We start from the raw sequence: 13,821 nt of genomic DNA on the forward strand, positions 1-13,821 counted from the left end.
CTCATCATTATTCTCCCGCCAGACGCTCGGCAATCCGCTCCATCACCAGTTTACGGATGGTTTCGTTGCTCATCGCTTCGGTCAATTCCGCAGCGAAAGCAAAGATAATCATTTGCTGAGCATCGGCCTGACTGATACCGCGGGACTGTAGATAGAACAGCTGTTCGGCGTCAATCCGCCCGACGGTCGCACCGTGGCTGCACTTCACGTCATCGGCGTAAATTTCCAGCTGCGGTTTGGTGTCCACCTCTGCCAGTTTGCTCAACAACAGGTTGTTATTGGTCATCTGACCGTCGGTTTTCAGCGCGTGCTGTGCCACCTTGATCATGCCGTTAAACACGGCCTTGCCCCGCTCCCGCACCACGGTTTTATGTAGCTGACGGCTTTCGCAATAGCCTTTATTGTGTTCCAGATAGGTTCGGGTATCACAAACTTCGCGGCCAATAGGTAACAGCAGGCTGTTCATCGATAAACTTGCGCCCTCGCCGTTAAGCTGGGCGCTGGTGTTATGGCGAGTCAGACCGGCACCCAGCAAGAAACTGTAGCTTCTGGCGCGAGCGTCACGTCCCATCACCACGTCATTATGAGCAAAGTGATAGCTTTGCGGCGTTTCAAAGGCCAGCTTGCAGTGGCTCAGTTGGGCATTGTCGCCGACAGAAATGGTCAGCCGCGCGCCGGTAAAGTGAGGCAAATCATTCAGGCTGACATAATGCTCGACAATATCAGCCTGAGTATTCGCTTCCAGCATCACATGGTGGCGATAGTGGCTGGTATTCACCAGCTCAGTATCTGCACCAGAGCTGATATGCAGCAGATATAGCGGTTTTTCCGCCTGTTTTCCCGCTGGCAGACGAATCACTGTGCCCTCCTGCGCCAGACTTTCCGTCAGATGCAGGAATACCTCAGATTGCACCGGGGCAGGCAATTCGGAGGCAGCAGTCAGTGGGCTAACCAGATAAACACCGAATTCGGTATCGCTCAGGCTGGCGTCGAAACGGCCGTCCACAAAGACCAGACGATAGGCGTCTAGCGGCAGCGCCAGCGCGGTTAACTGCTGTGAGCTAACCTGTGTCTGAGCAAAGCCAAAACGTTGTTCTAGCAAGTGGTTAATCGGCGTATATTTCCAGTCTTCATGCTTTGCGGTTGGGAAACCCAACCTCTGAGCCTGCTGCCAATGGCTATCGGCACGCCCACCGCGAGCGCCTTGCTGTACCAATTGACTCAGTTGCTGCAGTACCGTAGCACTGTTCTGATGCGGGTTATTACTGTTGGTCGGTAAGCCAGCCATAGCCTTGCTCCTCCAACTGTTTGACTAGCGAGAAGTCACCGGACTTGATAATTTTGCCCTGATACAGCACGTGTACGAAGTCGGGCTTCACGTAATCCAGAATACGTTGATAGTGGGTTACGATGATGAAAGCACGTTTTTCATTGCGTAGAGAGTTCACCCCGTTCGCCACGATTTTTAACGCATCGATGTCCAGACCGGAGTCGGTTTCATCCAGAATGCACAGATCTGGCTCCAACGCCGCCATTTGCAGGATGTCATTACGTTTTTTCTCACCGCCGGAGAAACCAACGTTCACCGAACGAGTCAGCAAATCTTCCGGCATCTTCAACAGTTCAATTTTTTCTTCAATGAAATCGGAAAAATCGAAGCGATCTAAAGGTTCTTCTTCACGGTATTTACGTACCGCATTCACGGCCGTTTGCAGGAAGAAATGGTTACTGACACCGGGAATTTCTACCGGATACTGGAACGCCAGGAAAACCCCTTCACCGGCGCGTTCTTCCGGATCCAGCGCCAACAGATCCTTATCTTTAAAGATCACTTCGCCTGCGGTGACTTCATATTCTTCACGGCCGGCCAGCGTGGCGGACAAGGTACTTTTACCCGAGCCGTTCGGCCCCATGATGGCATGAACTTCACCGGGTTTGATTTCCAGATTCAGGCCTTTGAGGATCTCGTTGCCTTCTACGCTGACTTTTAAATTCTTGATGCTTAACATGCTGTTTCCTTTGTGCGCCGTGGCGCAACGCTGTGCGGTGCAAATGCCACGGGATTAACCCACGCTGTGTTCCAGGCTAATGGCGAGCAATTTCTGCGCTTCGACGGCAAATTCCAGCGGTAATTCCGAGAAGACATCTTTACAGAATCCGTTGACGATCATCGAGATAGCGTCATCTTCGCTGATGCCCCGCTGCAGACAATAGAACAGTTGGTCATCGCCAATCTTGGAGGTGGTGGCTTCGTGTTCCAACTGAGCGCTGTTGTTGCGCACTTCCACATACGGGAAGGTGTGCGCGCCGGAATCCGGCCCAATCAACATCGAGTCGCACTGGGTAAAGTTACGGGCATTTTCCGCACTCGGTAGGATTTTCACCAGACCACGATAGGTATTCTGGCTATGGCCGGCGGAAATCCCCTTGGCGATAATGGTGGATTTAGTATTTTTGCCAATGTGGATCATCTTGGTGCCGGTATCGGCCTGCTGATAACCGTTGGTCAACGCCACGGAGAAGAATTCGCCGATGGAGTTATCACCCTGCAAAATCACGCTCGGGTATTTCCAAGTAATGGCCGAGCCGGTTTCCGACTGAGTCCACGACATTTTTGAACCTTCCCCTTCACACAGAGCGCGCTTGGTAACAAAGTTGAGAATGCCGCCGGTGCTGGCCGTACCGGCAAACCAGTTTTGCACCGTGGAATATTTCACTTCGGCATTTTTGTGCAGAATCACTTCCACCACCGCCGCATGCAACTGATAGGTATCACGCACCGGCGCAGAACAGCCTTCGATATAGCTTACGTAGCTGTCTTCATCGGCAATCAGAATGGTGCGTTCGAACTGGCCGGTTTTCGCCGCGTTAATCCGGAAGTAGGTAGAAAGCTCCATCGGGCAACGCACGCCTTTCGGCACGTATACGAAGGTGCCGTCCGAAGCCACGGCGGCGTTCAATGCGGCAAAGAAGTTATCTTTGGCGGGCACTACACTGCCGAGGTATTTGCGAACCAGATCCGGGAATTCCTGAATTGCTTCACCAAAAGAGCAGAAAATAATCCCGTGGCCAGCCAGTTTTTCACGATAAGTGGTGGCGACCGAAACCGAATCAAAAATCGCATCTACCGCCACTTCCGCCCCTTCACGAACCGGAACCCCTAACTGGGCAAAGGCGTTTTCCACTTCTGCGGTGAGATAATCATTGGCGGCGGTGCCGAGATCTTCGCCGTCGGTCGGCTGCTGCACTGCGCCGGGTTGGGAACCGCAGTTGTCATCGCAGCTACCGCAAGATGGTGCCGAGTAATAGCTGTAATCCTGATAATCCAGGCTTTGATAGTGGGCTTTCAGCCAATGCGGTTCTTCCATCTCCAGCCAGCTTCGATAAGCACCGAGACGGAATTCCAGCATCCACTCAGGTTCGTTACGTTTGGCCGAAATCGCTCGCACCACATCTTCGTTGATGCCTTTGGCCAACTCATCGGTGGCTAAATGGGTAAAGAAGCCTTCTTTGTAACGACCATCACTGACCCAAGCCTGCACATCATCTGGAACTTCTACATTGCTTCGTGTCATTTCGTTTACATCACTCAAACGCCAAAACTCTCGCCACAACCGCAGGCATGCTGAGCTTTAGGATTATTAAATTTAAAGATCTGATTCAGCCCTTCGCGGACATAATCTACTTCCGTGCCATCAATAAAAGGCATCGCTTTTAACGGTACAAAAATTTTGGCTTCGCCATGCTCGAAAACCAGATCGTCATTGGCAGGGTTTTTTGCCATGTCCATCACGTAGGCAAACCCGGCGCAGCCGGATTGTTTAACGCCCAGATGCAGCCCTTTCACTTCGGGATCTTGCTGCATTAAGCGGGCAATCTGCGCGGCGGCACTGTCAGTAATGGTGACGCCCTGCCAATCATTGTCGTCGAGTGAAAATGTACCAACTGTATCCTGTTGCATATGACCTACCTTATCTATCTCAACAACCTTATTAGTTGTTATTATGCTGGTTGAACCTCACTCGGCGTCAACACAGATTGTTCACAATGGTAGTGATAATAATTATCACTTCAACCGTTTGTTTTGCAGGGATATTAAGAAAAGTGCCTTTTTAACCCCGGGTGAGGCGGCAACCTATAAGGAACGCTGCGATGGCCAGAAAAAACGGAAGAGAGTCGCACAATATTATCATTATGAAATCACACAATATATTTCATAATAATAACTGAAAACCCTGCATTATTAGAGGCCAATTTCCCTTTACTTCTAATAATTTTAAACATTCATAGGAAATACCTATTTCTACGCTAACTTTAGCCGAAAATCCCCCTCGGAGGAAACCTCTACGGCAAAAAGTGACCGATTTGATCGTGAAAAAATAAGCCGTTCGCGGGTAAGGGATTGAATGAAAGGAAACTGTGTCTGACAAGGATTAAGAAATATTCAGAACCGGCGCTGTCCGGTTCTGAAAATACCGCTTCAGATTAGGCAAAATGAAGACAGACGCTAGCTGCCTAAAATTGCCGTAGTGAGACGTGATGTACAGCAAAGCCGATCCTGCTGATCGAAAATCTCGATCTGCCAAACCTGATGAGTACGGCCAGCGTGAACCGCCCGACACACGCCGCGAACCACCCCTTCCCGCACCGCTCTCAGGTGGTTGGCATTAATTTCCAACCCTACCACCTGTTGATCACATTCGGTGGATAGATAACCCGCCATTGAGCCCAGCGATTCCGCCAACACCACAGACGCCCCGCCGTGCAGTAGGCCAAAAGGCTGGCGCGTGCGGTGATCCACCGGCATTGTCCCTTCGATTTCATTGTCCCCGATGCGGGTAATTTCGATGCCCAAATGGGACACCATGCAACCTTCACCCACTTGATTCAAGTCTGCCAGCGTAGCTGCTCGTTTCCAAAGCATTAAACTATCTCCAATAGAGCCTGTAACGGATGCCTGAGGCTATTTCCTTCCATTCGTTTTACCTGGCTACGGCATGAATAACCCGTTGCCAGACAGCGTTTTTCCGGCAATTTCTGCAATGCCTGCTGCCATGATAGTTCATAAATTCCGATCGAGTTATGGAGATTCTTCGATTCGTGACCGTAGGTGCCCGCCATACCGCAACAGCCAACGCTGACGTTTTCCAGCCGCGCGCCGTAGCGTGAAAATATCCCCGCCCACTGCTGCCCGCTGGCCGGTAGCGCGGTGCTTTCAGTACAGTGGCCAAACAAATACCAAGGTTCATCGTTCAATGGCTGCGCTGGGCTATCCGGCAATGTCGTCTGTAACCATTCATGTACCAGTTGCACCTTAAAGTGACCGCGACGCTCTCCAAGCATTTCCTGATATTCATCGCGATAGCACAGTACCAAGGCCGGATCGACGCCCACCAGCGGCATGCCTAATAAGGAAATTCGATTAAGGAACTCGGCGGTTTTAGTCGCAGTTTTAGCGAATCGCTGTAAAAAACCTTTGATATGTTGGGCTTTACCATTAGGCGAAAACGGCAGCAAGACCGGATTAAAACCGAGTTTTTCTACCAATCGAACAAAATCAGCCACCACCTGTGCATCGTAATAACTGGTAAAAGGATCCTGTACAATTAGCACATGATGGCTACGTTCTTCATCACTCAGTTTTTCCAACTGTTCCAACGTCATCGTGCTGGCATAGTGGCCGGAAAGCGCCTGTTTCAGGGTCGGCGTCGAGAGCAGCGGTAAATCCACCATCCCAATACTCCGGCGACTCAGTTCGCTCACCCACGGCTGTTTCAGGAAGAAATTGAACAGGTTGGGCGCCTTGGCCATCAGCGGCGTATAGCTTTCCACGCCAGCGACCACGTAATCACGCAACGGACGGTGATAACGGGTGTGATACAGCTGCAGGAAGCGCGAACGGAACCCCGGCACGTCAATTTTAATCGGGCATTGAGTCGAACAGGCTTTGCAGGCCAGACAGCCTGACATCGCCTCCTTCACTTCGTGGGAGAAATCGTAGTCCCCTCGATTGGCGCGCCAGCTATGTCTGGTTTTTTCGATCAGTCCACGCAGGCTAGGCCGGCGATTAGCCAGGCCGTTTTCCAGTACCAGAGGATCGACGCCCTGTTCGCTCAGCAAACGCAGCCATTCCCGCACCAATGTGGCGCGACCTTTCGGGGAATGAATGCGGTTGCCGCTGATTTTCATTGAAGGACACATCGGGCTGCGAGCATCGAAATTAAAGCATAATCCGTTGCCGTTACATTCCATTGCGCCGCGGAATGACGTGCGCACCGTAAGCGGAATTTGTCGATCCTTTATGCCGCGTTTTGCCGAGGTATCGACTTTCATCATCGGCGCATCACTGTCTAACGGAGAACAGATTTTCCCCGGATTCAGGCGATTGAGCGGATCGAAAGCAGACTTAATGCGCCGCAGCTCGTGATACAGTTTTTCACCGAAGAAACCCGGGCTATATTCAGCGCGGAAACCTTTTCCGTGTTCTCCCCACAGTAAGCCCCCGTAACGCGCAGTCAGCTCGACTATCCGATCGGAAAGCTGTTTCATCAGCATTTCCTGCTGCGGATCGCACATGTCCAAAGCCGGACGCACATGCAGCACGCCGGCGTCTACGTGACCAAACATGCCATAACTCAGGTTATGGCTATCCAGCAACTGACGGAATTCGACGATATAGTCCGCCAGATTTTGCGGCGGAACGCAGGTATCTTCGGCAAAAGGAATGGGTTTAGCCTGACCCTTACTGTTTCCGAGCAATCCTACGGCTTTTTTACGCATACCGTAGATGCGCTCAATACCGGCCAGATCGTCACAAATCTGATAGCCAATCACACCGCCCTGCTGCGTAGACATCAATTCATCTAACCGCTGACACAACGAGGCCATTTGCTCGTCGATAAGTTCCCGATCATCTCCGGCGAATTCGACAATATTCAGTCCCAATAGCGTCTTATCTGGCACATCGGTGATCAATTCTTTAACTGAATGCCACACAATGTCTTCTCTGGCCAGATTCAGCACCTTAGAATCCACCGTTTCCACCGACAGCGCCTTGGCTTCCACCATGAAAGGCGCATTGCGCAAGGCCGAATCGAAGGAATCATATTTAACGTTCACCAACCGCCGCACTTTCGGCAGACGGGTAATGTCCAGCTTGGCTTCGGTAATAAAGGCCAGCGTGCCTTCCGCCCCGCATAGAATACGTGTTAAATCAAAATATTGCAGATCATCACTCAAAACATGGCGCAGATCGTAACCGGTCAGGAAACGGTTCAGTTTGGGGAATTTTTCCAGAATCAGCGCGCGGTTATCCCGACAACTCTCCAGCACGCTACGATAAATACGCCCAATTACCGACTCCTCGGCGGCGATCGCTTCGGCCTGAGCAGTTGGCAGCGCGCGAGTATCCAGCAGTTCGCCCCCCAAAAGCACCGCTCGCAGACCTAAAACATGATCGGACGTTTTGCCATACACCAACGAGCCTTGCCCGGAAGCATCGGTATTAATCATGCCGCCTAACGTGGCGCGGTTGCTGGTAGAGAGTTCGGGAGAGAAGAAATAGCCGTGCGGACGCAAATATTGATTAAGTTGATCTTTAATCACACCGGCTTCAACTCGCACCCAGCCTTGCTCAGTGTTGATTTCCAGAATGCGATTCATATGGCGGGACATATCCACCACAATACCGGTATTCAGTGCTTGACCGTTGGTGCCTGTGCCGCCGCCACGTGGGGCAAAGGTCAAAGATTGAAACGTCGATTCTCCGGCCAAACGACCAATCAGGGTGACATCGGCGGTGGATCGCGGGAATACCACCGCATCGGGCAGCAATTGGTAGATACTGTTGTCCGTTGCCATCGTCAGGCGGTCGGCGTAATCGGTGGCGGTGTCGCCGGTAAAACCGTGTTGCTTCAATGCCTTCAAAAAGTCCAGCACCAGCGGTAAGACGCCAGGGGCCTGAGAAATCCGTGGGATCATTATGGTTGACCCTATCTATGTTGTTTTCACACACGCCATCCGCCGCGCATCACCCTGTCACATCAGCGAATATACGTACTCCAGTGGCAGAAAGGTTAGCCGCTTGTTAATGCTCTTGTCGAATCATTTATGACAATTCAGAATGATGAGAAAGGCTTGGCTCATTGCAGGGAGGAATAGAATAATCATTGATTAACGATCAACATTTTATATTGCCCTGCCAACGAACAGATCAACTCGCATAGAGTGTAAAAAAGCCCACGTCAGAAACTTTCAGGCAGCAAACGTCGCGGTAAAACCGGCGTTGTAAAACACGAATACGGGGTTGGCATACGGGGTTGGCATAAGAAGATGTAAACCATTCCGCGCCGCTGGTGCCATTAGCGTCGAGTCTAGCTCTGCGGCATTCTCTCTCTATAACGCGATACCTCTGTGATATTTCTCTCAATAGAACGACATCGCTGTAACACCGGCTATTCCCCGAACCAAATGATTCGCGAATGAATCTACCTCACAAAATAAGCGTGCTTTTATTACTCAGCTCCGTCAGTAAAAATGCTATGAATCTGTTAAATTACGCAAAAATACACCATGATTAGACAGTCAGTCCGAATACGGCGACCTTGCCCTACTTATCGAAACGAGAACTCACCGATGAATTACCCGCAACAACATCGTTACGACTTACCCAAACTCATATTTGGCGTGATATTCATTTTGATAATGATCATTGCCAGCTTCTGGGTGGTTCAACCCTTTATTTTGGGGTTCGCCTGGGCGGGAATGGTGGTTATTGCTACCTGGCCTTTATTGATTCGTTTGCAGGGGTTACTTTGGGGACGGCGCTCATTAGCCGTTGTCATTATGACACTGCTGTTAATTCTGCTGTTCGTTATCCCAATTGCGCTGTTGGTCAGTAGCGTTTTGGAAAATAGCGCTCCGTTAATTAAATGGGCCAGCAGTCCGGCGAATTTACAGATACCGGAAATGGCATGGCTAAAATCTGTTCCGATGCTCGGTAACAAACTCTACAGCAGCTGGCATACCCTGATAGCCGGCGGCGGCAATGCGCTAATGGCGAAAGTTCAGCCTTACGTGGGGGAAACCGCCACCTGGTTTGTGGCTCAGGCCGCTCACGTTGGCCGCTTCCTGCTGCATCTGACTCTAATGGTGTTATTCAGTATCCTGCTGTATTTCCACGGTGAAAACGTCGCACTGGGGATTCGCCATTTTGCCGTTCGTCTGGCAGATAAACGCGGCGATGCTGCCGTCATACTGGCGGCGCAAGCCATTCGGGCCGTAGCGTTGGGCGTGGTTGTTACCGCGCTGGTGCAAGGGATTCTGGGCGGAATTGGACTGGCTATCGCCGGCATCCCCTACGCGATGTTATTGACGGTAGTGATGTTTGTTTGCTGCGTCGCGCAACTTGGCCCCTTACTCGTACTGGTTCCGGCGGTTATCTGGCTGTACTGGAGCGGGGACAATACTTTTGGCACTCTGCTATTGGTCTGGAGCTGCGTAGTCGGAACGCTAGACGGCGTGCTGCGGCCAGTGCTGATCCGTATGGGCGCAGACCTGCCTATGATCCTGATTCTGTCTGGCGTTATCGGCGGTTTGCTCTCCTTCGGCATGATTGGCCTGTTTATTGGCCCGGTGGTTCTGGCCGTCTCATATCGCCTGGTGAGCGCCTGGATTCATGAAGCGCCTGAGCCGGTAGAAGATGTCGCCGAAGTCGCTAAACACTTAGATGAACTCTAATAGCACAATGGCTCGTTGGTAATACTGGCGAGCCATTATTTTCTCATTCCCTCCTTGCCCAAATAATAGATAAAGCTTTAGGTTCAACACTCTCCATTCTTTTTTCACGTTAAGAAACTCAAGTTTATTAAAACAGCATTGTTATTCACTATAAAACCGCCCACACTCTTTCATTTAGTCACTGATAAACAACCGTTTTTATTAGGATGATTCTTAATGACTATCTAACTTATTTTATTTAAGATTATTATTAATCGACAACTCATTTGAGATGTTTAAATAAATCAGTAGATTATTGCTTCATCGCAATATCAGCACCGAATACCCTAATTGCTGTGTGTAGTCTTTGCCTATCTCCTATGATGGGCTTTTTTTTGTCTTCCGCGCCAAATAATGAATTATTGCCTATCACCCTTATATTCCCAATCAAAAACAGTTTCTAAAGGTTATAAAATTCCAGAAAAAAATCCGCAGCCTAAGCTACGGATCTTCAAAGAATGACGTACCTTAGATATTAATGGGTTACAGGTTTAACCTGCCCCAAATCCATCCAGGTTTGCACTACGGTATCCGGGTTCAGAGACAGACTATCAATGCCCTGCTCCATCAGCCACAGAGCAAAATCGGCGTGATCTGACGGGCCCTGCCCACAAATCCCGACGTATTTACCCTGCCGTTTTGCCGCCTGAATCGCCATCGACAGCAAGGCTTTCACCGCCTCGTTGCGCTCATCAAACAGCTCAGATACCACGCCGGAATCACGATCCAGCCCCAACGTCAGCTGCGTCATATCGTTCGAACCAATGGAGAATCCGTCGAAATGTTGGAGGAATTGATCGGCCAATAATGCGTTCGAGGGGATTTCACACATCATAATGACTTTCAGGCCATTCTCACCACGTTTCAGCCCTTGCTTAGCCAGTTCGGCTACCACCGCCTCCGCCTGCGCCACGGTACGCACGAATGGCACCATGATTTCAACGTTGGTTAACCCCATTTCGTTACGCACACGTTTGACAGCTTCACATTCCAAGGCGAAACAATCACGGAAGCTATCGGCCACGTAACGACCGGCACCGCGGAAGCCCAGCATCGGGTTCTCTTCATGAGGTTCGTAGGCCGCGCCGCCCACCAGATTGGCGTATTCGTTGGATTTGAAGTCAGACAGACGCACGATCACGCGTTTTGGCCAGAAAGCCGCACCCAACGTCGAAATGCCTTCGGTCAGGCGGCCGACGTAAAACTCAACCGGATCGTCGTAGCCGTGCATCAGCGCTTTAATTTCAGCCTGCAACGCCGGTTCCTGCTTATCAAATTCCAGCAGCGCCCTTGGGTGCACGCCTATCATGCGGTTGATAATAAACTCCAGACGCGCCAGACCAACCCCTTCGTTTGGCAAACGGGCGAAGTCAAAAGCACGATCAGGATTACCGACGTTCATCATGATTTTTAACGGTAACTCAGGCAGTTCGGTCACTTCGGAGCTTTGCACTGAAAAGTCCAGTAGATCCTGATAGACAAAGCCGGTATCCCCTTCGGCGCAGGATACGGTCACCTTCTGGCCTTCACGCAGACGATCGGTGGCATCCCCACAACCCACAACCGCAGGAATCCCCAGTTCACGGGCAATAATCGCTGCATGACAAGTTCGCCCCCCGCGGTTGGTGACAATGGCCGACGCCTTTTTCATGATAGGTTCCCAATCAGGATCGGTCATATCTGTCACCAGAACATCACCGGGCTGAATGCGATCCATCTCGCTAATATCATGAATGACTTTGACCGGACCTGAACCGATTCGGTGACCGATAGCTCGCCCTTCAACCAGCACTTCGCTCTGGTTGTTCAACAGGTAGCGTTCCATCACTTGTTCATTGGAACGAACGGTTTCCGGACGCGCCTGTACGATAAACAGCTTGCCGGTGTGACCGTCTTTGGCCCACTCGATATCCATCGGGCGACCATAATGCTGCTCAATCAGTAAAGCCTGATGAGCCAAGGATTCGACTTCTTTATCGGTCAAAGCGAAACGATTGCGCAGATCTTCTGGTACATCTTCAATACACACCTGTTTGCCGTGTTCTTGGCTATCGGCATACACCATACGAATTTTTTTCGAACCCATATTGCGACGAACAATGGCCGGTTTGCCATTACGCAGCGTAGGTTTGTGAACGTAGAATTCATCAGGATTAACCGCGCCCTGCACCACCATCTCACCCAAACCGTGGGCGGCGGTGATAAATACCACCTGATCAAAACCGGATTCGGTATCGATGGTGAACATCACGCCGGACGAGGCCAGATCGGAGCGCACCATCCGCTGAACGCCGGCAGACAGCGCCACGCCGCGATGATCGTAACCCTGATGCACCCGGTAGGAGATGGCGCGGTCATTAAACAGGGAGGCAAACACATGTTTAATCGCCACCATCACCGCATCGATACCCTGAACGTTGAGGAAGGTTTCTTGTTGACCCGCAAAGGACGCATCGGGCATGTCTTCCGCCGTCGCCGAGGAGCGCACGGCAAAGGAGGCTTCCGGCTCGCCGTCGGCAAGCTGTTGATAAGCTTCATGAATAGCTTGTTCAAACTCAGGATGGAACGGCGTATCAATCACCCATTGACGAATCTGGGCACCGGCGTTAGCCAACTGCGCGATATCATCAACGTCGGTGTTATCCAGCAGCTCATAAATACGTTGGTTAACGCCACTTTGCTCGAGAAAGTCGTTAAACGCCTCGGCCGTGGTGGCAAATCCGTTGGGAACAGAAACGCCCAGTTCAGAAAGATTGGTTATCATTTCACCCAGGGAGGCATTCTTACCGCCCACACGGTCAACATCGTGCATACCAAGCTGGTTGTACCAAAGCACATTACGCAGGGTTCGGCCATTGTTCGACATCTAAACAATCCTTTTACATTCAGTAGGGTACGAATAAAAGTTATCTTTGCTGTTAAACAGCAGGGATCAGACTAGCACAATGCTCCGTTAGCTATGGACAGGTGAATCGATCAACCCAACACAAAAAAATTTTTTAAGGGCAATTCTGCGGCAAAAGCTTTACCCAAAACGGGAATAAGGCACACTATCAGACAGATCACAGATGATTATTCGGGCAGTGGCTTAAAGGAGTCAGGGTGGAAAGAAGCGTTTTTTATATTTCAGACGGTACCGCCATTACGGCGGAAGTCTTGGGGCACGCCGTGCTATCGCAGTTTCCGGTTGATGCCACGACCTTTACCTTACCTTTTGTCGAAAGCGCCGCCCGTGCTGAAGCGGTTTGCCAGCAGATAAATGAGATTTATCAGTCTACCGGCGTCCGCCCGCTGGTGTTCTATTCGATTATTTCGTCGGAAGTCCGCGAGATAATCCAACGCAGTGAGGGATTCTGTCAGGACATCGTCCAGTCGCTGGTTGCGCCACTCCAGGACGAACTGGGCGTTGCGCCTCAGCCGGTGCTCAACCGCACCCACGGCCTGACCGAAAGCAATTTGGGAAAATACGACGCCCGTATCGCCGCTATCGATTATGCGCTGGCTCATGATGACGGCATTTCGTTGCGCAATCTGGATCAGGCGCAGGTGATTTTGCTGGGCGTATCTCGTTGCGGTAAAACGCCCACCAGTCTGTATCTGGCGATGCAATTTGGCATTCGTGCCGCCAACTACCCTTTTATTGCCGATGATATGGATAATCTGCAGTTACCTGCGGCGCTTAAACCCTTTCAGCACAAACTGTTCGGTTTAACCATAAACCCCGAGCGGCTGGCAGCAATTCGTGAAGAGCGGCGGGAAAACAGTCGTTATGCCTCTTTACGACAGTGTCGTATGGAAGTCGGCGAAGTCGAGGCGCTGTTTCGCAAGAATCAAATCCGCTATCTAAATTCCACCAATTATTCCGTTGAAGAGATATCGACCAAAATCCTGGATATTTTAGGAATGAGTCGCCGGATGTTTTAAGGCTGCATTCATATAAATGATTGAATATACCGAATTCGATATAAATTCTATTAATCTCCTCTGCGGCGGTTGAATTCGTCTGGTTTTGGTTTATTGTGATCGCCATCACTTCCCGGTATT

At 50.8% G+C, this 13,821-nt stretch carries 9 protein-coding genes and 1 other RNA gene; 3 read left to right on the forward strand and 7 right to left on the reverse strand.

The features are described 5' to 3' along the window. Positions 1-7: 7 nt before the first annotated feature. The 6 genes from sufD to DBA33_RS03580 all read right to left on the reverse strand — a co-directional run bounded on the left by sufD (position 8) and on the right by DBA33_RS03580 (position 7,980). Positions 8-1,288, reverse strand: coding sequence for a Fe-S cluster assembly protein SufD (gene sufD, locus DBA33_RS03555; RefSeq protein ID WP_064513985.1), 1,281 nt, complete (start codon positions 1,286-1,288; stop codon positions 8-10). Further along, positions 1,263-2,009 (reverse strand): Fe-S cluster assembly ATPase SufC, encoded by a 747-nt coding sequence (sufC, locus tag DBA33_RS03560; RefSeq protein WP_120805561.1) that lies wholly within the window; start codon positions 2,007-2,009, stop codon positions 1,263-1,265. Before sufC ends, sufD begins: the two co-directional genes overlap by 26 nt. A gap of 54 nt (positions 2,010-2,063) precedes the next feature. Further along, positions 2,064-3,575, reverse strand: coding sequence for a Fe-S cluster assembly protein SufB (gene sufB, locus DBA33_RS03565; protein WP_064513990.1), 1,512 nt, complete (start codon positions 3,573-3,575; stop codon positions 2,064-2,066). Positions 3,576-3,589: 14 nt separating this feature from the next. Then, positions 3,590-3,961 (reverse strand): Fe-S cluster assembly scaffold SufA, encoded by a 372-nt coding sequence (sufA, locus tag DBA33_RS03570; RefSeq protein ID WP_064513991.1) that lies wholly within the window; start codon positions 3,959-3,961, stop codon positions 3,590-3,592. A 546-nt stretch (positions 3,962-4,507) separates the two neighbouring features. Further along, complete coding sequence (locus DBA33_RS03575; protein WP_064513993.1) at positions 4,508-4,924, reverse strand: hotdog fold thioesterase; 417 nt, start codon at positions 4,922-4,924, stop codon at positions 4,508-4,510. After that, positions 4,924-7,980 carry an FAD-binding and (Fe-S)-binding domain-containing protein gene (locus DBA33_RS03580; protein WP_120805563.1) on the reverse strand — a complete coding sequence of 1,019 codons (3,057 nt, stop codon included), beginning with the start codon at positions 7,978-7,980 and terminating at the stop codon, positions 4,924-4,926. Before DBA33_RS03580 ends, DBA33_RS03575 begins: the two co-directional genes overlap by 1 nt. A 654-nt stretch (positions 7,981-8,634) precedes the next feature. Here DBA33_RS03580 and ydiK point away from each other — a divergent pair. Continuing rightward, positions 8,635-9,738, forward strand: coding sequence for an AI-2E family transporter YdiK (gene ydiK, locus DBA33_RS03585; protein ID WP_064513996.1), 1,104 nt, complete (start codon positions 8,635-8,637; stop codon positions 9,736-9,738). Positions 9,739-10,011: 273 nt separating this feature from the next. Continuing rightward, positions 10,012-10,116, forward strand: an RNA gene (gene rprA, locus DBA33_RS03590) — antisense sRNA RprA. 136 nt (positions 10,117-10,252) lie between these two features. On the opposite strand, the gene ppsA is transcribed toward rprA, so the two are convergent. Further along, the gene (gene ppsA, locus DBA33_RS03595; RefSeq protein ID WP_064513998.1) at positions 10,253-12,643 is read right to left on the reverse strand and encodes a phosphoenolpyruvate synthase; all 2,391 of its coding nucleotides are present in this window, start codon (positions 12,641-12,643) and stop codon (positions 10,253-10,255) included. 236 nt (positions 12,644-12,879) lie between these two features. On the opposite strand from ppsA, the gene DBA33_RS03600 reads away from it, so the two are divergent. Then, positions 12,880-13,701: a pyruvate, water dikinase regulatory protein gene (locus tag DBA33_RS03600; protein WP_064514000.1), complete on the forward strand. Its 822-nt coding sequence runs from the start codon at positions 12,880-12,882 to the stop codon at positions 13,699-13,701. The last annotated feature ends 120 nt before the right edge of the window (positions 13,702-13,821 follow it).

Origin of the sequence: Yersinia sp. IP36721 (assembly GCF_003634395.1) — a bacterium.
GTDB classification, from domain to species: Bacteria; Pseudomonadota; Gammaproteobacteria; order Enterobacterales; family Enterobacteriaceae; genus Yersinia; species Yersinia entomophaga.